Origin of the sequence: Methylobacterium sp. 092160098-2 (genome assembly GCF_028920805.1) — a bacterium.
GTDB classification, from domain to species: Bacteria; Pseudomonadota; Alphaproteobacteria; order Rhizobiales; family Beijerinckiaceae; genus Methylobacterium; species Methylobacterium fujisawaense.
In genome coordinates, this window is sequence record NZ_JAQPZJ010000001.1 from 4579686 (window position 1) to 4601930 (window position 22245).

The window sequence follows — 22245 nt, forward strand, 5'->3', positions numbered from 1 at the left end:
CGACGCCGGCGACGGACTGACCGGCACCGCACGGCGTTTCGCCGGGCGGCCTCCCGTGGTATCCGGCGCCCTCCCGCGCCATCGGCCGGACCCCGGACGCGCGGCCTCCGGCGGGACGCATGGCGGGCGGGATACGGGTCACAGCACGGGTCTGGGAACGTGACGGCGGCTGACGAACGCGGCGCACTGGCGGGATGGCGGTTTTCCGTCGCCCCGATGATGGACTGGACGGACCGGCATTGCCGGGCCTTCCACCGGTCCCTCTCGGCGCGCGCCCGGCTCTACACCGAGATGGTGACCACCGGCGCATTGCTGCACGGGCCGCGGGAGCGCCTGCTCGGCTTCGCGGATGTCGAGCACCCGGTGGCGGTCCAGCTCGGCGGCTCGGATCCGGCGGACTTGGCGCAGGCCGCGCGGATCGCCGCGGATTTCGGCTACGACGAGGTCAATCTCAATGTCGGCTGCCCCTCGGACCGGGTGCAGGAGGGCCGCTTCGGCGCCTGCCTGATGCGCGAGCCGGCCCTTGTGGGCGACTGCGTCGCCGCCCTGAAGGCGGCGGTCTCCGTGCCGGTCACGGTGAAGTGCCGGATCGGCGTCGACGACCAGGATCCCGAGGCCGCGCTCGACACCCTGGCCGACGCCGTGGCGGCGGCGGGCGTCGACGGGCTGATCGTCCATGCGCGCAAGGCTTGGCTCCAGGGGCTCTCGCCCAAGGAGAACCGGGACGTGCCGCCCCTCGATTACGGACGCGCGGCCCGGCTGAAGCAGCGGCTGCCCGGCCTGCCGATCGCGGTCAATGGCGGCCTGCGCGACCTGGACGCCGCGCGGGCGCGGCTCGCCGAGGTCGACGGCGTGATGGTCGGCCGCGCCGCCTATACCGAGCCGGCGCTGCTGCTCGGTGTCGATCCCGACCTGTTCGGCGTGCCGGCACCGGCCCCCGACGCTTTCGCGGCGATCGCGACATTCGAGCCCTATATCGCAGCGGCCCTGGCCCGGGGCGAGCGGCTGCACGCAGTGACCCGGCACATGCTCGGTCTGTTCAACGGCCGGCCGGGGGCGCGGGCCTACCGGCGCCATCTCTCGACCCACGGCATGCGCCCGGAGGCGGACCTCGCGACCCTGCGGGAGGCGGTGGCGCTGGTCTCCCGCGCGGGGCCCGAAGAAGCCCGCGCGGCCTGAGCGGCGGCCCGGTCAGGGACGCCGCAGGATCAGGCGGTCGCCCCGCACCTCGTAGCCGGACAGCCGCGACAGGAAGGTCTGGCCGAGGAGGTTCGCGGAGAGCGCGCCGGGCTTGGCCACCATGGCGTTGACCCGCCGCTCGGTGATCGTGCCGACGCTGAGCGAGTCGAGCTGGGTCGGCGCCGCGTAGGTGATGCCGTTGGCGGTGGAGACGCGGGCGGTGAAATCGGCGGGCGTGGGGGTGAGCCCCAGGGCGGCGGCGTTCTCGGCGGTGAGCACCACGCTGCTCGCCCCGGTGTCGAACAGGAAGGGCTGCACCCGGCCGTTCACCTCGGCATCGACGCGGAAATCGCCGTCCGCCCGCCGGGTGACGGTGACGGACCCGTCGCCGCTCGAGGTCGCGCTCCCCGGCCGGAGATCGCCGAGCACCCGGGCGCCGACATCCTGGATCCGGTCGCGGTAGCTATAGCCGATCACGAGGGCGAGGCCGATCAGCCCCCAGGCCAGGAGCGCCTGCAGGTTTGCGCCGAGGCGCGCCGTAAATTGCCGCCAGAATCCGGCCACCACCAGGAGCAGGATCGTGCCGGTCCAGGCGAGGTTGGCGAGCTGATCGGGCCCGATCACGCCGCCGACGCTGTCGCTGCCGTCGCTGAGGACCAGGGCGACGGCCACCAGGGCGAGGGCGGCGAGGCCGAGATAGATCATGACGGCAGCGGCGCTTCCAGAGGCGTGAGGCCGGCGGCCCGCATCCGGGCTTCGAGCCCCGCCATGACGGTGCGGCGCTGCACCTCCGACAGCGCCCCCCAGACGGCGATCTCGTCGCGGGTCCGCCCGCAGCCGCAGCACAATCCGGTCGGGGCGTCGAGCACGCAGACCTTGGTGCAGGGCGAGGAGGGTTTTGGCGCGGGCGGCATCGGGAAACCTTGGGCGGGGGATCGTGGCCGGGTCAAGACGCGTTGGCGTCCTCACTCCGCCCAAGCCGCCACCAGGGCCAGCAGCGCGGCGATCTCCGCGACCTGCTGGCAGGCGCCGATCACGTCCCCGGTCTGCCCCCCGATCCTGGCGCGGGCGAGCCGGGTCAGGGCCAAAGCCGCGAGGCCGGCGCACAGGATCATCGACACGACCCCGCCGAACGGCAGGCCGAGCGGCACGGCGCCGAGGGCCAGCACCGCACCGAGGCCGAGGGCGGTGGCGAGGCTCGCCCGGTCCGGGCGGCCCACCGCGGCGGCGAGCCCGCCGGGCCGGGCCGGCTCCAGCAGCACCATCGGGGCGAGGGCGGCGACCCGCGACAGGGCGGCGGCCAGGATCAGGCCGGTGACGGCGGCGTACCCGGTCCGGTCGAGGAGCGTGGCCAGGGCGCCGATCCGCAGAGCCAGGGCCAGGACCAGGGCCGCGCCCCCGTAGGCGCCGATCCGGCTGTCGCGCATGATCTCCAGGCGGCGCTCCCGGGTGGTGCCGCCGCCGAACCCGTCGGCGACGTCGGCGAGCCCGTCCTCGTGCAGGGCGCCCGTGGCCACCACCAGTACGGCGATGGCGAGCGTCGCGGCCAGGAACGGCCCGAGCCCGATCCACCGGCCGCCGGCCAAGACCAGGGCCGCGGGCAGGGCCAGGATCAGGCCGGCCAGCGGCAGCATCCGGGGCAGGGTGGTGAAGTCGGGGCTGCGATGCGGGTCCGGCTCGCCGGGCAGTTGCGGCACCGGCAGGCGGGAGTAGAAGCGCAGGCACCCGGCGAGGTCGTAGAGGGCGCCGCGCCCGGGCCAGTCGGCCTCCCCGCCGGTCTGCCTGTTCATCGCGGTCTCTCGCATCCGCCCGCCACCGCGCGCCGGTCCATTATAGTCTCCCCGTCCGGGGGCGCCCACAGGAAATCATCGCCGCCATGACCGACCCGATGACCGCTCCCGAACCCGGTCCCTTCGACGACATCCGCAACCTGCTGAAGGCGATGCCGGGCCCCGACGCGGAGGCGAAGGCCGCGGTCGCCGCCCGGGACGCGACCCTGACGAAGCCCGCGGGCTCGCTGGGGCGGCTGGAAAGCCTCGTGACGTGGCTGGCGGCATGGCAGGGTAAGGCGCCCCCGAGCTTCGACCGGCCGCTGGTCTGCGTCTTCGCCGGCAGCCACGGGGTCACCCGCCGCGGCGTCTCGGCCTTCCCGGACGCGGTCAACCGGCAGATGCTCGACAATTTCGCCGCCGGGGGCGGGGCGATCAACCAGATCTGCGCGGCCTACGGCCTCGGCTTCAAGGTGTTCGACCTCGCCCTCGACATGCCCACCGGCGACATCACGGAAGCGCCGGCCCTCGACGAGCGCGCCACGGTGGCCACCATGGCGTTCGGCATGGAGGCGGTGGCCGCCGGTACCGACTGCCTCGGCATCGGCGAGATGGGCATCGGCAACACCACCGTGGCGGCCGCCCTCTACGCCGCCCTGTTCGGCGGCGATCCCGCCCACTGGGTCGGGCGCGGCACCGGCGTCGACCGGGACGGCCTGTCCCGGAAGGTCGCGGCCGTGGAGGCGGCGCTCGCCCACCATGCCGGCCATCTCGACGACCCGCTCCAGGTCCTGGCGCGCCTCGGCGGCCGGGAGATCGCCGCCATGGCGGGGGCGATCCTGGCCGCCAGGCTCCAGCGCATCCCGGTGGTGATCGACGGCTACGTGGCCACCGCCGCCGCGGCCGTGCTCCACGCCGCCGACCCGAGCGCCCTCGACCATTGCCTCGCCGGCCACGTCTCGGCGGAGGGCGTCCACGCCGAGGTGCTGGAGCGGCTCGGTCTGGTGCCGCTGTTGGCGCTCGGCATGCGCCTCGGCGAGGCCTCGGGCGCCGGCATGGCGATGGGCCTGCTGAAGGGCGCGCTCGCCTGCCACACCGGCATGGCGACCTTCGCGCAGGCCGGTGTGTCCGAGAAAGGGGCGGGCTAGGACCGCCGCGGGCGCTCCGACCCTCCAGGCTCAGGCGGTCTTCTCGATGTTCCAGAAGAACTGCACGGGCGCCATCACCATGCCCTTGAGCTTCGAACTCACGGCCATCGGCTGCTGCACGAGGCCCGCAGGGGCGTAGGGCACGACCGCGAAGGCGCGCTCCTCGATGCGGGCGGCCAGCGCCTTCTGCTGCGCCTCGTCGCTCGTGGCGATCCACTCGCTGCGCAGGGTCTCGAGCGTCGGGTCGTCCGGCCAGCCGAACCACGCGGCCTGACCGTTGGCCCGGATCAGCGGGTGGAGCGCCGGGTTCAGGACGTCGGCCCCCGACCAGAGCGTGTGGAACAGCGACCAGCCGCCGGCATCGACCGGCCCGCGGTTGCCGCGGCGGGCGATGAAGCTGCCCCAGTCGGTGGAGACCAGATCGACAGTCATCCCGAGCTGCTTGAGCAGATCCTGGGTCACGAGCGACTGGTTGTAGGCGATCGGCTGGTCGGCCGGGGCCAGCAGCACCACGCGCTCGCCCTTGTAGCCGGCCTTGGCCAGCATCGCCTTGGCCTTGGCGAGGTCCCCCTGCATGGCGGCGGCCCCGCCGGCACCGGTCGACATCGGCGAGCCCGGCGTGAAGAAGGTCTTGGCCTCCCGGTAGTATTCGGGGCTGCCGACCACCGCCTGCATGTAGTCGTCCTGCTGCATGGCCATCATCACGGCCCGGCGGATCTCGGGATTGTTGAACGGCGGCTGCGTGTGGTTGAACCGCATCAGCAGGATCAGCCCGAGCGGCACGTTGCGGATCTCGATCCCGGGCTTGCCCTTCAGGACGGGGATCAGGTCGATCGCCGGCTGCTCGTACCAGTCCACCGCCCCCTGGATCATCGCGCCCACCGCCGCCGAGGCCTCGGTGATGGCCAGCCACTCGATCCGGTCGACCTTGGCGACCTTGCCGCCGGCCGCCCAGGAGGGCGCCTCCTCGCGGGGCCGGTAGCCGGCGTGGCGGGTGTAGATCGCGTTCTGGCCGGGAATCCATTCCCGCGCCTCGAACCGCCAGGGCCCGGACCCCATGGCGTCGGCGATCGGCTTGGAGGCATCCTGCAGGGCGATGCGCTCCGGCATGATGAAGGGCACGTTGGAGGACAGCTTGCCCAACGCCGCCGGGAGCAGGGGGAAGGGCTGCTTCAGGCTGATCGTGAAGGTCCGGGCGTCCTCCTGGCCGTATTCCGCCACGAATCCCGCCAGGGTCTGACCGAAGGCGTCGCGCTTGGACCAGCGCGCGATGGACGCGATGCAGTCCTTGGCCTCGACGGGGGAGCCGTCATGGAAGGTGAGACCGTCGCGGAGATGGAAGGTCCAGCGCAGGCCGTCGGGCGCGGTCTGCCACTCGCGGACCATCTGCGGCTGGATCCGGAAATTCTCGTCGGTGGCGAACAGCGTGTCGTAGACGAGATAGCCGTGGTTGCGGATGACGTAGCTCGTGGCGACGATCGGATCGAGGGACGGCAGGGGCGTCGACGGGATGAAGCGCAGCACGCTGCCGCCGCCGGGCTGGGCCCGGACCAGGTGCGGGAGGCCGAGGCCGGCGGCCGCGCCTGCGGTTCCGGCCAGAAGCTGGCGACGGGAGAGCTTCATCGCGGGCACCCTTGTCCTGATCGAGCCCGTTGCCCGATTGATTTTATACAATTTCAACACCGGAGCTCCGCCGTCAAGGGTCCTGCGGAGCTCCCGGGGGCGACCGGGAGCGAGACGATGAAGAACCGGACCATCGCGGGTTCGATCGGGACCGAGATCCGGCGACGCATCCTCGACGGGCGTTATCCGGCCGGCTCGCAGCTCCGCCAGGACGGGCTCGCGGCGGAGTTCGGGGCCAGCCGGATCCCGGTGCGGGAAGCCCTGTTCCAGCTCGAGGCCGAGGGCCTCGTGCGGATCCTGCCCCATCGCGGCGCCATGGTGGCGCCGCTCTCGCCGGCGGACGCGGCCGAGGCCCTGGAACTCCGGGGCGCCCTCGAGCCCCGCCTCCTGTCCCTGTCGGCGCCCAACCTGACCGCCGACGATTACGCCCGGGCCGACGCCCTGCTGGAGGATTACGCCGCGGCGTTGCGCGACGGCGCGACGGCGCTCTGGGGCGCCCTCAACACGGAGCTGCACCTCCTCCTCTACAGCCGGGCCGAGCGGCCCCGCGCCCTCGCTCTCGTCGGCTCCCTCCTGGCCGAGTGCGACCGCTACACGCGCCTGCAGCTCTCGACGGACAATGCCGAGCTGGAACGGGCCGACCGCGAGCACCGCGAGATCGTCCGGCTCTGCCGCAACGGCCATGTCTCAGCGGCCTGCGCCCTCCTGACCGACCATATCGACCACGTCGCGTCCGCGCTGATGGCCTTCCTGGGCGACGCCTCGGCGACCCCCACCAAGCGCGAGATTGTATAAAATCCTTGCCAGAATCGCGCGTCGCTGCCATGGAGAGGGGCGCCACCCCGCGAGGCCCGACAGGCCGGCCGGGGCGATTCTCCTCCCAGCAGACGAGCCGGCGATGGCCTTCGACCGACACATCTTCTCCGGCACGATCCCGGCCCTGATGACCCCCTGCCGGCCGGACCGGACGCCCGATCTCGACGCCCTGGCGCGGAAGGGGAAGGACCTCGTCGCCGCGGGGATGTCGGCGGTGGTCTATTGCGGCTCGATGGGTGACTGGCCGCTGCTCACCGACGAGGAGCGGATGGCGGGCGTCGAGCGGCTGCTGGCGGCCGGCGTCCCGGTCATCGTCGGGACCGGGGCCCAGAACCCGAAGCGGGCGGCGGCGCTCGCCGCCCACGCCAAGGCGGCCGGCGCCCAGGGCCTGATGATCATCCCGCGGGTCCTGTCGCGGGGGAGCGCGGCCGCGGCGCAGGAAGCCCATTTCTCCGGCATCCTCGAGGCGGCGGTCGACCTGCCGTCGGTGATCTACAACAGCCCCTATTACGGGTTCGAGACCCGGGCGGACCTGTTCTTCCGCCTGCGCACCCGGTATCCGCACCTCATCGGCTTCAAGGAGTTCGGCGGCGCGGCCTCGCTCACCTACGCGGCCGAGCACATCACCGGCCAGTCGCCCGACATCACCCTGATGGTCGGGGTGGATACGCAGGTGGTGCACGGCTACGTCAATTGCGGCGCCCGGGGCGCCATCACGGGCATCGGCAACGTCCTGCCGCGGGAGGTCCTCCACCTCGTCGCCCTGTGCGAGAAGGCCGCCGCGGGCGACGTCCAGGCCCGCCGCCGGGCGGAGGAGCTCGACGCCGCACTGGCGATCCTGTCGAGCTTCGACGAGGGGCCGGACCTCGTGCTGTACTACAAGCACCTCATGGTGCTGGAAGGAAACCCGGAATACGCCCTCCACTTCAACGCCACCGACGCGCTGAGCGCCGGCCAGCGCCACTACGCGGAGACGCAGCTGCGCCTGTTCAAGGCCTGGTACGCCCGGTGGTCGGAAGAGGCCGCGGAGGACCGCCCCCGGGCCTGACCCTGCACCGGGGCGGCCCTCCTCGTCCATCGGGGGGGGCGGGCGGCACGCCCCGGAACAGCCAGCCTTTGCGCGAAACGGTCCGTCGGCGCTATTGCGGGTGCGAGATCGGTCCCAGCCCGCGAACCCCGCCCATGAAGATCACCCAAGCCTTCACCTTCGAGGCGGCCCACCGGCTGCCGAACGTGCCCGAGACCCACCGCTGCCACCGGATGCACGGGCATTCCTACCGGGTCGAGCTGACGGTGGCCGGTCCGGTCGATGCCCACACCGGCTGGGTGATCGACTTCTACGACATCGAGTCGATCTTCGGGCCGCTGCTCGCCCGGCTCGACCACCATTGCCTCAACGAGATCGAGGGGCTGGAGAACCCGACCGCCGAGAACATCGCGGCCTGGATCTGGCAGCGCCTCCGGCCGGACCTGCCGGGCCTCGCGCTGGTGCGGGTCGCCGAGACCCCGATGTCCTGGGCCGAGTACGATGGCGAGTGAGGCCGCGCCTTCGGGGGACCGCGCCGCGCTGGTGCTGTTCTCCGGCGGCCAGGATTCGGCCACCTGCCTCGCCTGGGCGCTGGACCGGTTCGACCATGTCGAGACCCTCGGCTTCGATTACGGACAGCGCCACCGGGTCGAGCTCGACCGCCGCGGCGCCCTGCGGGCGGGCACGACGGACCTCAATCCCGACTGGGCGCCCCGCCTCGGGGCGGACCACACGCTCGCCCTCGACGCCCTCGGGCAGGTGTCCGAGACGGCACTCACCCGGGAGGCCGCGATCGGCTACGAGGCGTCGGGCCTGCCCAACACCTTCGTGCCCGGCCGCAACCTCGTCTTCCTGACCTTCGCGGCGGCGCTCGCCTACCGGCGGGGCCTCCGGCACGTGGTCGGCGGGATGTGCGAGACCGACTATTCCGGCTACCCGGACTGCCGCGACGACACGATCAAGGCCCTGCAGGTGGCGCTCAATCTCGGCATGGAGCGACGCTTCGTCCTGCACACGCCGCTGATGTGGCTCGACAAGGCGCAGACCTGGGAACTGGCCGAGACGTTGGGGGGCCGAGCGTTGGTCGACCTGATCGTCGAGGAGAGCCACACCTGCTACCTCGGCGAGCGCGGGCAGCGGCATCCCTGGGGCTACGGCTGCGGGACCTGCCCGGCCTGCCGCCTCCGGGCGGACGGCTACGCGCGGTTCACTGCGGCCTGAGCCCGTCCACCAGGACCGCCAGCGTCCCCCGGAAGGCCGCCGGGCTCGCGAACAGGCGCTCCATCAGCAGCGCCCCCTCCAGGGTGGCGACGACGTAGCGGGCGAGCGCCGCCGGATCCGCGCCGCCGCGGACGCTCCCGTCCGCCTGCCCCTCCCGCAGGATCGCTTCCAGCCACGCGAGGTGATCCGCAAAGAAGGCCGCAATGTCCCGGCGCAGGCGCTCGGGCAGGGCCTCGCCCTCGATGGCGAGCGCCGCGCACAGGCAGCCGAGCCCCTGCTCGACACCGCCGAGATAGAGCCGGCCATAGGCCTCGACCCGGCCCGGCCCGTCCGGGACGTCCCGGCGGATCGCCTCCAGGGCGGCGGCGTAGCGCGCCGCATAGGCCGCCACCAGGGCGGCGCCGAGATCGATCTTGGTGGGGAAGTGGTGGTGGATGCTCGCCTTGCGGATGCCCACCGCCGCCGCGAGGTCGGCGTAGCTGAAGCCGGCATAGCCGCGTCCCCGCACCAGGGTCTCGGCCTGCATCAGCAGCTCGGCGCGGGTATCCCTCATCGCGGCGATCGTCGCTCCGGCTCACGCGAATGTGGGGCCGGCCGCGATCCCGATCCCGGCCCACCCCTTGACGGAGGAGCAATCTACCTACTTAATGGTAGACAATCAAGATCGGGAGGTTTCGGCATGACGGCATCCGCCGTCCATCCGAGGACGTTTGCCGCCGGCGCCGGGCTGACGCGGCGGCACGCGCTCTTCGCGGGGCTCTGCCTGTGCTGCCTGCCGACGCTGGGCCGCGCCGCCGAGAGCTTCACGATGGAGGAGGTCGGCCCGGGCGTGTTCGTGCGCAAGGGCCTGATCGCCGACGCAACCTCCGACAATGCGGACGCCATCGCCAATATCGGCTTCCTCATCGGCAAGAGCGGCGTGCTGGTGACGGAATCCGGCGGCAGCCTCGCGGACGGCCAGTGGCTGCGCGCCGAGATCGTCAAGCGCACGCAGAAGCCGATCACCCACGTCGTGCTGACCCATGTCCATCCCGACCACGTCTTCGGCGCGGGGGCGTTCGTCCAGGACAAGCCGGTCTTCATCGGCCACGCCAAGCTCACCGAGGCGCTCTCGGCCCGGGGCGAGTTCTACCGCAAGCGCCTGATCGATCTCCTGGGCGAGGACCGGACCGGGCCGGTGGTCTACCCGACGATGAGCGTGGCCGACACGGCCGAGATCGACCTCGGCGACCGGCGCCTGACCTTCACGGCGCACGGGCCGGCGCACACCACCTCGGACCTGTCGATGATCGATTCCGGCAGCGGCCTGCTGTTCCCCGCCGACCTGCTGTTCGTGAACCGGATCCCGTCCCTCGACGGCAGCCTCAAGGGCTGGCTGAGCGAGATCGAGCGCCTGAAGGCCATGGGCGCCTCACGGGCGGTGCCGGGCCACGGCCCCGTCGCGGTGGATCTCGCCCCGGCGCTGTCCGACCTTATCGGCTACCTGACCGCCCTCCGCGACGGGACCCGGGCTGCGATCGCCAAGGACGTTCCCATCGAGAAGGCGGTGACGCGCGTCGCCGCGGACCAGCGGGACCAGTGGGCGCTGTTCGAGACCTACAACGGCCGCAACGTCACCGTGGCCTATCAGGAACTCGAGTGGGAATAGGATTTTCGGTTCCCCATATCGGATGACAACGGGAGGCACGCCATGACCCACCGGATCGGAAAGACCCTCTCCACCCTCGCCCTCAGCGCCGCCCTGGCGGCGACCGCCCTGTCCGGCCCCCTCGTCCACGCTGCGCAGGCGGCGGGCGCCTCCGATACCGATCAGGAGCGGGCGGCCCGCTGGCAGGAGATCGCCAAGTCGATCTTCGGCGACCGCCAGATCGCCCAGACCGACAGCCTCGTGAAGATCGACGCCCCCGCCCGGGCGCTCGACGCCGCCCTGGTGCCGATCACCCTGACCATGCCCAACGACGGGCAGATCAAGGCGGTCTCGCTGATCATCGACGACAACCCGGCGCCCTACGCGGCCAAGTTCGAGTTCGGACCGGCCGCCGACCCGGCCGAGTTGAAGCTGCGCGTTCGGGTCAACAACTACACCGACATGCACGCCGTGGTGGAGACGCAGGACGGCAAGCTCTACGAGGCCAAGCAGTTCGTGAAGGCGTCCGGCGGCTGTTCGGCCCCGATGGGCATGAGCGACGAGGAGGCCATGAAGGGCATGGGCGACATGCGCATGAAGTTCGCCGAGACCCAGCCCGGCAAGCCCGTGGAGGCGACGCTGATGATCCGCCACCCGAATTTCTCGGGCATGCAGATGAACCAGGTGACCCGCGACTACACGCCGGCGCGCTACATCGACAAGCTCACCGTCTCGGCGGGCGACCGGACGGTCTTCACCATGACGGGCGACATCTCCATCGCCTCGAACCCGGTGATCAACTTCGCCTTCAAGCCGGACGGCAAGCCGATCCAGGTGGCGGCTTCCGACAACCAGGGCGGGCGCTGGCAGCACAGCTTCACCCCGCCGGGCCCGACGAACTGACCATGCGGCGCCTCCTCCTGACCGGCCGGGCCGCGGCGGCCTGTGCCGCACTCCTCTGCCTCGCCGCCGCGCCGGCCGATTCGCCGGTCAACGTCCCCGAGCCGGAGGGGCTCTATGCCGGCCCGCCGAAGGGCTACACGCCACAGACCCTGAAAGGGGCGACGGTGGTCGATGCCGACGCCGTCGCGGCCCTGATGGCGGGCCCCGACAAGCCGGTGCTGATCGACGTGGCTGCCCCGGACCGCAAACCGTCGAACTTCCCGGAGGGACGGTTGTGGCTTCCGGTGCATCCCTCGATTCCGGGGGCCGTCTGGATGCCGGAGGCCGGCGCCGAGCCCCTGGCGCCCGCGCGCGAGGCGCTGTTCTACGACCGGGTCGCCGCGCTGACGGGCGGCGACAAGGCCCGCCCGGTGGTGGTGTTCTGCCACGTGGAGTGCTGGGGCAGCTGGAACGCCGCCAAGCGCCTCATCCTGAAGGGCTATACCGGCGTGCGCTGGTTCCCCCAGGGCGTCGAGGGCTGGCAGGAGACGCACGAGACCGCGAACCTGCAGGTCGATCCGGCCTGGAAGGCGGGCGCCGAGCCACAGGCGGGGCGCTGACCGGCGGCGCCGGGCGGTGTAAGAGGGACGCATGAAACGGGACGCGCCCCCTCTCCCGAGCGGAAGAGGGTTGGGGTGAGGGAACAGGTCTTTCCGGACGAGTCACCCCCTCATCCTGTCCCACTCCCGCACGGGAGGGGGACAGGCGCTTGCCCTCGGTGCCGGAAGGGATCTGAATCATGTCGCAGGTCGTGCAGTCCCGACGGCTTCGGGCGATCGATATCGGCAAGCGCAAGGCCGAGGGGCGCAAGATCACCGCGCTGACCGCCTACCACGCCCACACGGCCGGCATCGTCGATCCCTATTGCGACTTCATCCTCGTGGGCGATTCCCTCGGCATGGTCATGCACGGGATGGAATCGACGATCCCCGTGACCCTGGAGATGATGATCCTCCAGGCTCAGGCGGTGATCCGCGGCACCGAGAAGGCGCTCGTCGTGGTCGACATGCCGTTCGGCTCCTACGAGGCCAGCCGGGAACAGGCGTTCCTCAACGCGTCCCGGGTGCTGAAAGAGACGGGCGCGGGCGCGATCAAGATGGAGGGCGGAGCCCATTTCGCCGAGACGGTGGCGTTCCTGGTCCAGCGCGGCGTACCGGTGATGGGGCATATCGGCCTCACCCCGCAGGCTGTGAACACGATGGGCGGCTTCAAGGTCCAGGGCCGGGGGCCCGACGACGAGCGCCGCCTTCTGGAGGATGCCCGCGCCATCTCCGAGGCCGGCGCCTTCGCGATCGTGCTGGAGGGCATCGTCGAGCCGGTGGCTCGCGCCATCGCGACCTCGCCCCGGGTGACGGCCGCCACGATCGGCATCGGCGCCTCCGCGGTCTGCGACGGCCAGATCCTCGTGCTGGAGGACATGCTCGGCCTGTCCGAGCGGACGCCGAAATTCGTGCGCCAGTTCGGCAGCCTGCGCAACCATATCGAGGAGGCCGTGAAAGCCTACGCGGAGGAGGTCCGGGCCGGGCGGTTCCCGGCCGACGACCACACCTACGGGTAGGGCAGGGGCGGCCGATGTCCCCTCCGATCCTGCCGTCGGGCGGTCGCGCCGAGAGGCTCGTCATCGCCTTCGCGCTGTGCGCCGCCATCGCCCGACCGGGACCGGCGCAGGCGCTGGAAAACCCGGCCTCCGCCTTCTGCGCAACGATGGGGGGACGGTCGATCATCGCGAAGCTGCCGGATGGGGGCGCGATCGGGCTCTGCTCCCTGCCGGGCAACAAGATCGTCGAGGAATGGACGCTCTACCGGATGCTCCATGGCGTGAAGCCCCCGGCCGACGACAACCCGTTCCGATAGCCCGGCCACGCGCGGGCGCATGCGAATCCCGAACGCGCCGCGCCCGTTCGAGGATGCCGTGACGGCCGGCGCGGGCGCGGTCTGTACCGGCCGACGACCACACCTGCGGTGAGAATCCGACACGGGGCGACCAACGCTGGACCAGCGCGTACGGTCGCCACGGCCTCGCCTGGAGCCATGCCGGCGCCTTCAGCACCGGCGCGCAGATCCTCGTGTCGCTCCATCCGGAGGCCGGTTTCCACACCCTCGTCCTGACGAACGCCATCCCGTCCGGCCTGCCGGAGGGGCGCACCGACAGCTTCGCCGACCGCGTCTTCGACGGCCGGGCCGGCCAGGACAGGCTGAAGGCCTGGGGGGCGGCCTACGGCGCACCGCCGGCCTGGGCCTCGGCATCCTGGCGCGACGGAAAGATCGATCCCGTTCGTCAGCCCACCCGCCGCGACGGCAGCCGCAACCCCGGGGCGGGCCGCTCCAGCAGCACCTCCCGGCGGAAGCGCACGAGCCGCGCCGGCCGGCCGGCGGCGCCGCTGGTGACGCTCTCGGTCTCCTCCACCAGTCCCTGCTGCGCCACGAGACGGCGGAAATTCTGCTTGTGCAGCTGCGTTCCCGACAGGGCCTCCACGGTGCGCTGGAGCTGGAGCAGGGTGAATTCCGGCGGCATCAGCTCGAACACCACCGGGCGATACTTGATCTTGCCCCGGAGCCGGCCGATCGCGGTGGCGAGCACCCGCCGGTGGTCGAAGGCCATGGGCACGCCGGTCGGGTCGTTCGGGAGGGCCGGACCGGGATTGCCCTTCGCCTCCGGGATCAGACCGGCCTCGAACAGCAACTCGTAGCGCTCCAGGACACGCTCTTCGTTCCACGTGCCGCCGTTCATGCCGAAGGTCAGGCCGAGGCGGTCCAGGCGGCGGGTCCGGGTAGCACATTCCTCGGGCTCGGACGCCCAGGCGGCGAGCCGCGCCTCGATGGCGTCGAGCTGGCGGGGGCGCCCCTGGCGGAAATCCTCGTAGGGCAGGTAGCGGTACCAGTTCTGCCACGCGGCCTCGGCCAAGCCGGCCGGCCGCTCCTCGCGAACGAGCGCCAGATAGGCCACCGAGAGCGAATGCACGCCGGACAGGTTCGCCGTGCCGGAGCGGTCCCGATCGCCGAAGGTATAGAGCTGCTCCACGTAGCCCAGACGCTGGTGCGTCTGCCGCTCCACCCAGGCGCGCAGGCCCCGTTCCAGGGTCGCGTGTTCGGGGACCAGCGGGCCGGCCGGCAGGCCGTCGCCCCGGCCCGGTGCCTGGTCGGGCACGCGGATCGTCAGGGCGCGCGGCTCCCCCTTGGTCGCGGCGACGATCACCGCGACGAGGCCTACGGAGGAGCGCTCCGGCGAGGCCTGCGCCCCCCGCGCATCCGTCTGCGCCGCGGCACCCTTCATCGTTCCTCGACCGCCTCTCCCCCGGGACGCGCCGGAGCGGATCCCACCTATAGGGGGACAGGATCGCCGCGCGTCAACGCCGCTGTCGGACGGAGCGGCCCCGTGCGCTTGCCAACGCGCCGATGCCTGCCCAAACAGGGAGGGACCGGCGCGGACGCCGCCGGGGCGGTTCTGCCGGAACGAGGATACAGCGACAGCGATGCCAGCCAGCGCCAGCGCCGCATCGACCGGGAGACAGGCGGTCGACCTGCGACTCTACGGCCTCCTCGACGTCGGCGTCTGCGGCGCCGACGGGGCGCGGCTGGCTGAACTCGGCGCCGAAGCGGTGGCCGGGGGCTGCACCCTGCTCCAGTACCGCGAGAAGGACATCGCCGATGCCCGCGCCGCCCTGGGGCGGATCCGGGCGATCTTGGAAGCCGTGGGCGGCCGGGTCCCGGTCCTCGTCAACGACCGCGTCGACCTCGCCCTCGCCGCAGGCGCGGACGGGGTGCATCTCGGCCAGAGCGACCTCCATCCGGCGGATGCCCGCCGCCTCCTGGGGGAGGGCGCGATCATCGGTCTCACCCTCAAGAAGGCCGCCCAGGCGGACGAGCTGTACCGGCTTCCCGTCGACTACGCCTGCATCGGCGGCGTGTTCGCCACCACCAGCAAGGACAATCCCGACCCGCCCGTGGGCCTCGACGGCTTTGCCAGCATCGCCTTCCGCGCCCGCCTCGCCCGCGGGGCGGACCTGCCGCTCGGCGCCATCGCGGGGATCGGCCTGGACAACGCCGCCGCGGTGATCGCCGCGGGGGCGGACGGCGTCGCGGTGATCACCGCCCTGTTCGGCGCGGACTCGGTGCGCCAGCGCGCCCGCGACCTGCGCGCGCGGATCGACGCCGCCCTGGCGGAGCGGGCGGCCTCGCGATGAGCGACTCCGCGCCCATCGCGGTGACGATCGCGGGCTCGGATTCCGGCGGGGGCGCCGGCATCCAGGCGGACCTCAAGACCTTCTCGGCGCTCGGCGTCTACGGGGCCAGCGTGATCACGGCGCTGACCGCGCAGAACACGACGGGGGTCCAGGGCATCCACGACGTGCCGCCGGACTTCGTCACCCGGCAGATCGACAGCGTGTTCTCCGACCTCGCCGTGAAGGCCGTGAAGATCGGCATGCTGTCGCAGGTGGCGGTGATCGCCGCCGTGGCCGAGGGGCTGGCGCGCCACGCCGGGGCTATCCCGGTCGTCCTCGACCCCGTGATGGTCGCCACGAGCGGCGACCGGCTGATCGCGGACGCGGCCGTGGCGACGCTCCGCGAGCGGCTGCTGCCGCGGGCCGATCTGATCACCCCCAACCTGCCGGAGGCGGCGGTGCTCCTCGGCGAGGCCGTCGCCACGGACGCGGCGACGATCGTGGCCCAGGCCCGGCGGCTCGTGGGGCTGGGCGCCCGGGCGGTGCTGATCAAGGGCGGCCACGGCGTGGGGCGCGAGAGCATCGACCACCTCGTCACGGCGGACGGCACCCTGCGGACCCTCTCGGCGCCGCGAATCGCGACGGCCAACACCCACGGCACCGGCTGCACGCTCTCGGCCGCGGTGGCGGCGGGACTCGCCCAGGGCCTGGATCTGCCTGAGGCGGTGGCGGCCGCCAAGGCTTACCTCACGGCCGCCCTCGCCGCCGCCGACCAGCTCGCGGTCGGGACGGGCCACGGGCCGGTCCACCACTTCCACGCCCTCTGGTCGTAGGCCGCGCCCGAGCCGGCACTTTCCCGCGCCCCAGCCGCCCGCCGCCTTGCAACCGGGCGGCGATTGCGTTTGAAGAAGCGCACGATCGTTCGGATAACGGAACGGTACAGGCGGACCGGTGACGATGCAGGATCAGGCGGAACGGCCCGACCGGGGGCGCGGGCGCGACCTGCTGACCGGCGCGCAGGCGCTCTCCGGGCAGCTCGGCAAGACCATCCAGCGGCTGCGCAAGGCCTACAACCTGTCGCTCTCGGAACTCGCCGAGCAGTCCGGCGTGGCCAAATCGATCATCAGCCAGATCGAGCGCAACGAGACCAATCCGACCCTCGCGACCATCTGGCGCCTGTCGCAGGCGCTGGACGTGTCCATCGAGCGGGTGCTGGCGGCGGGCGACGAGGAGCCCTTCATCGAGAAGACCTCCCGGGCCGACACGCCGATCCTCGTCTCCGAGGACGGGAAGGTGCGGCTCGCGATCATCGGCTGGCTCAAGACGATCGAGTGGCTGCAATGGTACGAGGTCACGGCGGATCTCGGCGGCGTCCTCGACTCGGACCCGCACCAGCGCGGCTCGGTGGAATCGCTGTCGGTCGCCGAGGGCGCGTTCGAGGTCGAGATCGGCGGCAGCGTGCAGCGCGCGCGGGCCGGCGAGACCCTGCGCTACCGCTGCGACCGGCCCCACCTCATCCGCTGCACGGACGGCCCGGCCCGGGCCACCATGGTGGTGATCATGAAGGCCGCCGTGATGGAGTGAGGCGGTTTCACCGCCCGCTGTTCACCCACCGCACCACGTCGGCGAGCACGGTCACCAGCGCCTGATCGAGGGCGCGAGCGCCGTTTCCGGCATCGATCTTGGACACCGGGACCCGGGCCGTGAAGATCCGCGCGGCGGCGACCTTGCCGGTGCCGTCGGCCACGAGCTTCAGCGACAGGTCGACCACCGCCTCGCCGGTCGCGGCCTGGACATCGAAGGCGCGGATCTCGCTGATCAGCTGGTAGTCGGCCACGACCTTGTCGCCGGGGCGACTCACCGAGCGGAGCCGGCCGGAATTCTCCAGGCTCTGGATGAGCCGCGTCTGGATCAGGCGCGGCAGCCGGTCGGCCCATTGGCCGCCGCCCAGGAAGGACAGCGCCCCGCCGTTCTCGCGCACGATGATCCGGTCGGCCTCGAAGGGCTGGATCCCCACCGGCTCCGACACCACGATCGAACGGCCGGCCGCGATCGGCCGGCCCGCGGGGGGCAGCGCCGCGAGGTCGAAGGTGAGGGGCGCCACACCGCCGCCGCAGCCGCCCAGGAGGGCGGCGAACAGCGCGGCGGCGAGGATGTGGGACGAGCGGACCATACACATGACCTGAGAAACTCCGCCGGCGAGCAGCGGAGCTGTAAAAGCTATGCGGTTAAAACTAATCCGCTGCGGCATCCGTGCCGTGCGCCGGGACACATCCGTCCGGCGCCGCGCGCTTTCAGCGCCCACCGTTGTATTCGGGCAACGATGGCTTGCCGCCGAAGATCACCTGGCTCGGGTCGCGCTCCAGGCTGCGCACCGTGCGGTTGAGGGTGCTCAGGGTCCGCTGCCCGTCCCCCGACAGGGCCTCCACCTCCCGGCGGCCGGTGCCACTGAGCCGTCCGAAACTGGTCGCGATGCTGGCAGTGCGCTTGTCGAGGTTCTCCGACATGGTCCGGAACGCCTTGCCGGCGTCGCGCACCGAGATCGCCGCCGCGCGGATCTCCGCGAAGGTGCTGGAGCCCTCCTGGCCGGAGGCCGAGCCCAGGAAGCTCTCGGCGCCGTTGAGCACCGCGTCGATCTTGTCGGCCGAGGCGCTGAGCTTGCCGGCGAGCAGCCGGGCGTCGTGCAGGCCCGCCTCGATGTCGGGGCTGGCCTTGGACAGGGCTGCCGAGAAGCGGTCGGCATTGTCGATTACCCGGCCGAGCTTCGCGCCGTCCACCGCCTTGACCAGGGCTGAGATGTTGGGGCCGGCATCGGCGAGCGTCTTGGAGAAGGTCTCGACATTGGACAGCGACCGGTTGATCGCCCCCTCGTTGGCGGAGACGAGCCTGTCCAGGCGGGCGAGCATGTCGTCGGCCCGCTGCGCCACCTGACGGGCCAGCGCCATCATGTCCTGCATGTCGGAGGAATCGGCGAAGATGGTCGGCGGCTCGCCGTTGGCCATCGGGGTCAGCACCGGCGCGTCGGCGTTGCCGCCCGACAGGGAGATCACCGAGACGCCGGTGAGCATCGCCGAGTCGAGGCGGGCGCGGGTGTCGGCCCGGAGCGGGGTCGCGGGATCGACCTTGATCGTGGCGAGCACCCGGCGGGGATCCTGCGGAGCGAGGCGGATATCAGTGACCTCGCCGACCTTGATGCCGTTGAAGTTCACGCTCGATCCGCGCGAGAGCCCCCCGACCGAGCCGGAGAAGACGATGCGGACGATCTGGCTGACCTGCCGCGAGGAGCCGCCGGAGAGCCACAGCACGGTGCCGAAGCCCGCCAGGATGACGGCGATGGTGAAGGCCCCGATGAGGGCGTAGTTCGCGCGGGTTTCCATGCGCTCAACCTGCGGTTCTGGCCGGCGGGGATGCGGCCGGGCCTGTGGCCCCGGCCCCCGGAGGGGAGCAGGGCGGGATCTGGGTGGGACGGTGATCAGGCATCGGGTCAGGCATGAGCCGAGGCGCCGCCCGTCGCGATGGTCCGGGCGCGCTTGCCGTGGAAGTAGGAGCGCAGCCAGGGATGGTCGCTCGCCAGCATCTCGTCGATCGTGCCGGCGGCGATGATCTGGCCGTCGCCGAGCGCCGCGATGCGGTCGCAGGCGGTGTAGAGGCTGTCGAGGTCGTGGGTGACCATGAAGACGGTCAGGCCCAGCGTTTCCTTGAGGGTCGAGACGAGGTCGTCGAACTCGCCGGCGCCGATCGGGTCGAGGCCCGAGGTCGGCTCGTCGAGGAACAGGATCTCGGGGTCGAGGGCCAGGGAGCGGGCGAGCGCCGCGCGCTTGATCATGCCGCCCGACAGCTCCGAGGGCAGCTTGTCGGCGGCGTCGGGCTTCAGGCCGACCATCTCGATCTTGAGCCGGGCGAACTCGTCGAGGAGGCGTTCGGACAGGTTCAGGTGCTCGCGCATCGGCACCTGGATGTTCTGCTTGACGGTCAGCGCCGAGAACAGGGCGCCCTGCTGGAACAGCACGCCCCAGCGCTGCTCCATCCGGCGCCGCTCCGCGTAGGTGAGCTCGTCGACGTCCCGGCCGAATACCTCGATCGTGCCGGCCCGCTTGGGGTTGAGGCCGAGGATCGTCCGGGTGAGCACCGACTTGCCCTGGCCCGAGGGCCCGACGAAGCCGAGGATCTCACCGGCGCGGATGTCGAGGCTCAGACCCTTCAGGATGTTGCGGTCGCGGAATCCGACCACGAGGTCGCGCACGCGGATGATCGGGGCGGGGGCGGTCATCGGGTCGGCCTCAGAAGTCGATCGCGGCGAAGAACACCGCGAACAGGCCATCGAGGACGATGACCATGAAGATGGACTTCACCACCGACGCGGTGACGTGGCGGCCGAGCGATTCCGCCGAGCCTTCGACCGCGAAACCCTCGATCGTGGCGATCACCCCGATGGTCAGCGCCATGAACGGCGCCTTGATCAGCCCGACCATGACGTGGTGGACGCCCACCGCCGCCTGGAGCCGGACCAAGAACTGGTCGAGAGTCAGGCCGCCGTAGAGCATCGCGGTGAGGCCGCCGCCGGCGAGCGCCGCGAGGTCGCCGATCAGCGTCAGCATCGGCAGGCCGATCATCAGGGCGAGCACCCGGGGCACGATCAGGATCTCGACCGGGTCGAGGCCCATGACCCGGAGCGCGTCCACCTCCTCGCGCATGCGCATGGAGCCGATCTCGGCGGTGATCGCCGAGCCGGAGCGGCCGGCGACCATGATCGAGGTGAGCAGCACGCCCATCTCGCGCAGGATCAGCAGGCCGATCAGGTTGACCACGAAGGTCTGGGCGCCGAAGCGCTGGAGCTGGAAGATCCCCTGCTGGGCGACGATGCCGCCCACCAGGAACGAGATCAGCACGATGATCGGCGTGCCGTTGAGCGCCACCTGCTGGATCTGGTTGATCAGGGCGTTGCCGCGGAACGTGCCGGGCCGCAGGGCGACGCGTCCGCAGGCGGCGATCAGCTCGCCGAGGAAGGCGAGGGCGGTGACGAATTCATGGCCGCCCTGCACCGTCTGGCGCCCGGTGGCATCGAGCAGGCCGACGACCGGGCCGTGCCGCCGGGGCGGCGGCGCGTCCGGCTCGCGCAGGCGAACCTCCCCCAGAAGGGTGCGGTGCTCCGGCCGTGCGTTGAGATAGGTGAGGGCGCCCCCCGCCTGCTCGATCTCGGCGCGGGTCCGCTCCAGAACCCAGGCGCCGAGGGTGTCGAGGCGCTCGATGGCCGACAGGTCGACCGCCACCGGCCCGGCGCGGCCGGCCGCCGCAATGCCCGCGGCCGCGGCCTCGACGGCCGGGCCCTGGTCGGCGGTCCAGCGGCCGTCGAGCGTCAGACGGCCGTCGGCCGTCCGGTCCCGCAGCGCGGCGCCGGCCAAGGCGCCGGGAACAGTGCCCTCGCTCAGCAACACCCATACTCCTCGATCGAGGCACCACCCTGCCCGGCGGTTATGACGACATTACGGTTGACGATCCGTCTCCAACCTCACCCCTGAAGCGCGGCGTGAGGCCAGGGCGAGCCCCAGGCCCGCGGCGGCGAGCGGCGCCATGAGCAGGAAGGCGAGGGGGCCGCCGGCCCGGTAGGCGACGCCGCTGCCCAGGGTCGCGACCACCGAGATCCCGGCATTGACCGCGCTGAGCGTGCCCTGCGCCCGGCCCCGGGCGCCGTCCGGGGCGTAGGCCGAGACCGCCGCCATGGCGCCGAGCTGCGTCGCCCCGAAGGTCAGGCCGTGGAGGCATTGCAGCGGCACCAGCGCGGCGAGATGGTCGCCGAGGAGGAACATGCCGACCGCCCGCAGGATCGCCGCGACGGCCCCGGCACCGAGGAGCCGCACCGGGCTGCGCCAGGCGGCGGGCAGGGCGGGCAGAGCGGCGAACAGGGCGATCTCGGCGAGCACCCCGGTCGCCCAGAGCGAGCCGACCCAGGCCGCCGGGATCCCCTGGCTGGTCCAGTAGATGCTGCCGAACCCGTAGATCGCCCCGTGGCTCGCCTGGATCGCGGCCGCCGCGCCGATGCACAGCCACAGCTTCAGCGGCAGCCGCGGCCGGCCGGCTCCCGCCGCGGACGGCGGCAGGGCCGCCACCGCGCGGCTGCGCCACGCCACCAGCGCCGCGCCGAGGGCGAGGCCGGTCAGCAGAAGCGGCACGGCGAGCCGCCCGCCCAGCGCCGTCAGAAGCACTCCGCCCGCGAGGTTCGCCAGCAGGAACGCGACGGAGCCCGCCATCCGGATCCGCGAATAGGCGAGGCGGGAATCCCCGCGCACGGCCGCGAGGGTCAGGTAGTCGATGCAGGGCACGAGGGGCGCGCCGGCGACCGCGTTGAGCACGATGAGCGCGGCGAGCCAGGGCCAGGCGATCCCGGCCGCGGCCGGCATCAGCGCGTAGGTCAGGCTGAGCGCGAGGCTGCCGAGCAGGATCAGCCGGCGCGGGCCCAGGCCCCGGTCGAGCAGGCTCATGAGCGGGGCCGTGGCGGCGATCCGCGTGGCGATCGGCAGCGCGAGCAGGAGGCCGATCACCCTTGCATCGAGGCCCAGGGCGTCGAGCCACAGGGGCATGAACGGCATCGCGATGCCGATCTCGGTGAACACCACGGCGTAGAGCAGCGACAGGCGCGCCGGGCCGGACGGGCGGGGCAAGGCGGGTCTCGACGGGAGGGGCGGGGGGCGTAGGCCGTCCGTAAGCGCCCGTTAAAGGGAGTCTGTCAAAT

25 protein-coding genes are annotated in these 22245 nt (G+C 72.2%); 14 read left to right on the forward strand and 11 right to left on the reverse strand.

The window, feature by feature from the left end; translation table 11 throughout:
• The first annotated feature begins 186 nt into the window (after positions 1-186).
• Complete coding sequence (gene dusA / locus PQI07_RS21575; protein WP_274927758.1) at positions 187-1179, forward strand: tRNA dihydrouridine(20/20a) synthase DusA; 993 nt, start codon at positions 187-189, stop codon at positions 1177-1179.
• Positions 1180-1191: 12 nt separating this feature from the next.
• Here dusA and PQI07_RS21580 read toward each other — a convergent pair whose 3' ends face one another.
• Genes PQI07_RS21580 through cobS form a run of 3 tightly spaced genes read right to left on the reverse strand, consistent with a single transcriptional unit; the run spans position 1192 to position 2969 of the window.
• Positions 1192-1884: a retropepsin-like aspartic protease family protein gene (locus PQI07_RS21580; protein WP_274927363.1), complete on the reverse strand. Its 693-nt coding sequence runs from the start codon at positions 1882-1884 to the stop codon at positions 1192-1194.
• Complete coding sequence (locus tag PQI07_RS21585) at positions 1881-2093, reverse strand: DUF1289 domain-containing protein (protein WP_043355873.1); 213 nt, start codon at positions 2091-2093, stop codon at positions 1881-1883. Before PQI07_RS21585 ends, PQI07_RS21580 begins: the two co-directional genes overlap by 4 nt.
• 51 nt (positions 2094-2144) lie before the next feature.
• Positions 2145-2969 carry an adenosylcobinamide-GDP ribazoletransferase gene (gene cobS / locus PQI07_RS21590; protein WP_274927364.1) on the reverse strand — a complete coding sequence of 275 codons (825 nt, stop codon included), beginning with the start codon at positions 2967-2969 and terminating at the stop codon, positions 2145-2147.
• Positions 2970-3055: 86 nt separating this feature from the next.
• Here cobS and cobT point away from each other — a divergent pair, with 86 nt between their 5' ends.
• Complete coding sequence (gene cobT / locus PQI07_RS21595) at positions 3056-4096, forward strand: nicotinate-nucleotide--dimethylbenzimidazole phosphoribosyltransferase (protein ID WP_170861808.1); 1041 nt, start codon at positions 3056-3058, stop codon at positions 4094-4096.
• Positions 4097-4126: 30 nt separating this feature from the next.
• On the opposite strand, the gene PQI07_RS21600 is transcribed toward cobT, so the two are convergent.
• A complete protein-coding gene (locus PQI07_RS21600; RefSeq protein ID WP_043355871.1) occupies positions 4127-5719 on the reverse strand; it encodes an ABC transporter substrate-binding protein in 1593 nt (530 codons plus the stop codon).
• 117 nt (positions 5720-5836) lie between these two features.
• Between PQI07_RS21600 and PQI07_RS21605 the strand changes: the two genes are divergently transcribed.
• From PQI07_RS21605 to queC, 4 genes are all read left to right on the forward strand, one after another.
• Positions 5837-6514, forward strand: a complete 678-nt coding sequence (locus PQI07_RS21605) for a GntR family transcriptional regulator (RefSeq protein WP_043381987.1) — start codon at positions 5837-5839, stop codon at positions 6512-6514.
• Between the two features lie 103 nt (positions 6515-6617).
• Positions 6618-7583, forward strand: coding sequence for a dihydrodipicolinate synthase family protein (locus tag PQI07_RS21610; protein WP_274927365.1), 966 nt, complete (start codon positions 6618-6620; stop codon positions 7581-7583).
• A 134-nt stretch (positions 7584-7717) separates the two neighbouring features.
• Positions 7718-8074, forward strand: a complete 357-nt coding sequence (gene queD, locus PQI07_RS21615) for a 6-carboxytetrahydropterin synthase QueD (protein ID WP_043381990.1) — start codon at positions 7718-7720, stop codon at positions 8072-8074.
• The gene (gene queC, locus PQI07_RS21620; RefSeq protein WP_274927366.1) at positions 8064-8783 is read left to right on the forward strand and encodes a 7-cyano-7-deazaguanine synthase QueC; all 720 of its coding nucleotides are present in this window, start codon (positions 8064-8066) and stop codon (positions 8781-8783) included. The genes queD and queC overlap by 11 nt, the downstream gene beginning before the upstream one ends.
• Here queC and PQI07_RS21625 read toward each other — a convergent pair.
• Positions 8770-9336 (reverse strand): TetR/AcrR family transcriptional regulator, encoded by a 567-nt coding sequence (locus tag PQI07_RS21625; RefSeq protein WP_043381993.1) that lies wholly within the window; start codon positions 9334-9336, stop codon positions 8770-8772. The two genes, queC and PQI07_RS21625, sit on opposite strands and share 14 nt — an antisense overlap.
• 126 nt (positions 9337-9462) lie before the next feature.
• Here PQI07_RS21625 and PQI07_RS21630 point away from each other — a divergent pair, with 126 nt between their 5' ends.
• The 5 genes from PQI07_RS21630 to PQI07_RS21650 all read left to right on the forward strand — a co-directional run bounded on the left by PQI07_RS21630 (position 9463) and on the right by PQI07_RS21650 (position 13206).
• Entirely contained in the window at positions 9463-10431 is a 969-nt protein-coding gene (locus PQI07_RS21630; protein ID WP_274927367.1) for a quinoprotein relay system zinc metallohydrolase 2, read from the forward strand.
• A 42-nt stretch (positions 10432-10473) separates the two neighbouring features.
• Entirely contained in the window at positions 10474-11313 is an 840-nt protein-coding gene (locus PQI07_RS21635) for a quinoprotein dehydrogenase-associated SoxYZ-like carrier (RefSeq protein ID WP_051976038.1), read from the forward strand.
• 2 nt (positions 11314-11315) lie between these two features.
• The gene (locus PQI07_RS21640; protein WP_043355854.1) at positions 11316-11912 is read left to right on the forward strand and encodes a rhodanese-like domain-containing protein; all 597 of its coding nucleotides are present in this window, start codon (positions 11316-11318) and stop codon (positions 11910-11912) included.
• A gap of 179 nt (positions 11913-12091) precedes the next feature.
• Positions 12092-12910 (forward strand): 3-methyl-2-oxobutanoate hydroxymethyltransferase, encoded by an 819-nt coding sequence (gene panB, locus PQI07_RS21645; RefSeq protein WP_043355852.1) that lies wholly within the window; start codon positions 12092-12094, stop codon positions 12908-12910.
• 14 nt (positions 12911-12924) lie between these two features.
• Positions 12925-13206 carry a DUF333 domain-containing protein gene (locus tag PQI07_RS21650; RefSeq protein WP_051976039.1) on the forward strand — a complete coding sequence of 94 codons (282 nt, stop codon included), beginning with the start codon at positions 12925-12927 and terminating at the stop codon, positions 13204-13206.
• 424 nt (positions 13207-13630) lie between these two features.
• Here the strand turns inward: PQI07_RS21650 and PQI07_RS21655 are convergent, their stop codons facing one another.
• Entirely contained in the window at positions 13631-14626 is a 996-nt protein-coding gene (locus PQI07_RS21655; RefSeq protein ID WP_043355850.1) for an NUDIX hydrolase, read from the reverse strand.
• Between the two features lie 199 nt (positions 14627-14825).
• Between PQI07_RS21655 and thiE the strand changes: the two genes are divergently transcribed.
• From thiE to PQI07_RS21670, 3 genes are all read left to right on the forward strand, one after another.
• A complete protein-coding gene (gene thiE, locus PQI07_RS21660) occupies positions 14826-15536 on the forward strand; it encodes a thiamine phosphate synthase (protein WP_111473985.1) in 711 nt (236 codons plus the stop codon).
• Complete coding sequence (gene thiD, locus PQI07_RS21665; protein WP_274927368.1) at positions 15533-16348, forward strand: bifunctional hydroxymethylpyrimidine kinase/phosphomethylpyrimidine kinase; 816 nt, start codon at positions 15533-15535, stop codon at positions 16346-16348. The genes thiE and thiD overlap by 4 nt, the downstream gene beginning before the upstream one ends.
• 124 nt (positions 16349-16472) lie before the next feature.
• A complete protein-coding gene (locus PQI07_RS21670; RefSeq protein ID WP_043355842.1) occupies positions 16473-17099 on the forward strand; it encodes a helix-turn-helix domain-containing protein in 627 nt (208 codons plus the stop codon).
• Between the two features lie 7 nt (positions 17100-17106).
• Here PQI07_RS21670 and PQI07_RS21675 read toward each other — a convergent pair whose 3' ends face one another.
• The 5 genes from PQI07_RS21675 to PQI07_RS21695 form a co-directional block, all read right to left on the reverse strand.
• Positions 17107-17688 (reverse strand): ABC-type transport auxiliary lipoprotein family protein, encoded by a 582-nt coding sequence (locus tag PQI07_RS21675; protein WP_043382003.1) that lies wholly within the window; start codon positions 17686-17688, stop codon positions 17107-17109.
• 121 nt (positions 17689-17809) lie between these two features.
• A complete protein-coding gene (locus tag PQI07_RS21680) occupies positions 17810-18892 on the reverse strand; it encodes an MlaD family protein (protein ID WP_043355838.1) in 1083 nt (360 codons plus the stop codon).
• A 107-nt stretch (positions 18893-18999) separates the two neighbouring features.
• Entirely contained in the window at positions 19000-19785 is a 786-nt protein-coding gene (locus PQI07_RS21685; protein ID WP_170861809.1) for an ABC transporter ATP-binding protein, read from the reverse strand.
• Between the two features lie 10 nt (positions 19786-19795).
• Entirely contained in the window at positions 19796-20950 is a 1155-nt protein-coding gene (locus PQI07_RS21690) for an ABC transporter permease (protein WP_043355836.1), read from the reverse strand.
• Positions 20951-20998: 48 nt separating this feature from the next.
• Entirely contained in the window at positions 20999-22174 is a 1176-nt protein-coding gene (locus PQI07_RS21695) for an MFS transporter (protein ID WP_053608476.1), read from the reverse strand.
• Between the last annotated feature and the right edge of the window lie 71 nt (positions 22175-22245).

Bases quoted from the DNA above. Each gene is read 5' to 3' on its own strand.
- PQI07_RS21580 (WP_274927363.1), bottom strand. From the start codon at position 1,884: ATGATCTATCTCGGCCTCGCCGCCCTCGCCCTGGTGGCCGTCGCCCTG.
- PQI07_RS21585 (WP_043355873.1), bottom strand. From the start codon at position 2,093: ATGCCGCCCGCGCCAAAACCCTCCTCGCCCTGCACCAAGGTCTGCGTG.
- cobS (WP_274927364.1), bottom strand. From the start codon at position 2,969: ATGAACAGGCAGACCGGCGGGGAGGCCGACTGGCCCGGGCGCGGCGCC.
- cobT (WP_170861808.1), top strand. From the start codon at position 3,056: ATGACCGACCCGATGACCGCTCCCGAACCCGGTCCCTTCGACGACATC.
- PQI07_RS21600 (WP_043355871.1), bottom strand. From the start codon at position 5,719: ATGAAGCTCTCCCGTCGCCAGCTTCTGGCCGGAACCGCAGGCGCGGCC.
- PQI07_RS21605 (WP_043381987.1), top strand. From the start codon at position 5,837: ATGAAGAACCGGACCATCGCGGGTTCGATCGGGACCGAGATCCGGCGA.
- PQI07_RS21610 (WP_274927365.1), top strand. From the start codon at position 6,618: ATGGCCTTCGACCGACACATCTTCTCCGGCACGATCCCGGCCCTGATG.
- queD (WP_043381990.1), top strand. From the start codon at position 7,718: ATGAAGATCACCCAAGCCTTCACCTTCGAGGCGGCCCACCGGCTGCCG.
- queC (WP_274927366.1), top strand. From the start codon at position 8,064: ATGGCGAGTGAGGCCGCGCCTTCGGGGGACCGCGCCGCGCTGGTGCTG.
- PQI07_RS21625 (WP_043381993.1), bottom strand. From the start codon at position 9,336: ATGAGGGATACCCGCGCCGAGCTGCTGATGCAGGCCGAGACCCTGGTG.
- PQI07_RS21630 (WP_274927367.1), top strand. From the start codon at position 9,463: ATGACGGCATCCGCCGTCCATCCGAGGACGTTTGCCGCCGGCGCCGGG.
- PQI07_RS21635 (WP_051976038.1), top strand. From the start codon at position 10,474: ATGACCCACCGGATCGGAAAGACCCTCTCCACCCTCGCCCTCAGCGCC.
- PQI07_RS21640 (WP_043355854.1), top strand. From the start codon at position 11,316: ATGCGGCGCCTCCTCCTGACCGGCCGGGCCGCGGCGGCCTGTGCCGCA.
- panB (WP_043355852.1), top strand. From the start codon at position 12,092: ATGTCGCAGGTCGTGCAGTCCCGACGGCTTCGGGCGATCGATATCGGC.
- PQI07_RS21650 (WP_051976039.1), top strand. From the start codon at position 12,925: ATGTCCCCTCCGATCCTGCCGTCGGGCGGTCGCGCCGAGAGGCTCGTC.
- PQI07_RS21655 (WP_043355850.1), bottom strand. From the start codon at position 14,626: ATGAAGGGTGCCGCGGCGCAGACGGATGCGCGGGGGGCGCAGGCCTCG.
- thiE (WP_111473985.1), top strand. From the start codon at position 14,826: ATGCCAGCCAGCGCCAGCGCCGCATCGACCGGGAGACAGGCGGTCGAC.
- thiD (WP_274927368.1), top strand. From the start codon at position 15,533: ATGAGCGACTCCGCGCCCATCGCGGTGACGATCGCGGGCTCGGATTCC.
- PQI07_RS21670 (WP_043355842.1), top strand. From the start codon at position 16,473: ATGCAGGATCAGGCGGAACGGCCCGACCGGGGGCGCGGGCGCGACCTG.
- PQI07_RS21675 (WP_043382003.1), bottom strand. From the start codon at position 17,688: ATGGTCCGCTCGTCCCACATCCTCGCCGCCGCGCTGTTCGCCGCCCTC.
- PQI07_RS21680 (WP_043355838.1), bottom strand. From the start codon at position 18,892: ATGGAAACCCGCGCGAACTACGCCCTCATCGGGGCCTTCACCATCGCC.
- PQI07_RS21685 (WP_170861809.1), bottom strand. From the start codon at position 19,785: ATGACCGCCCCCGCCCCGATCATCCGCGTGCGCGACCTCGTGGTCGGA.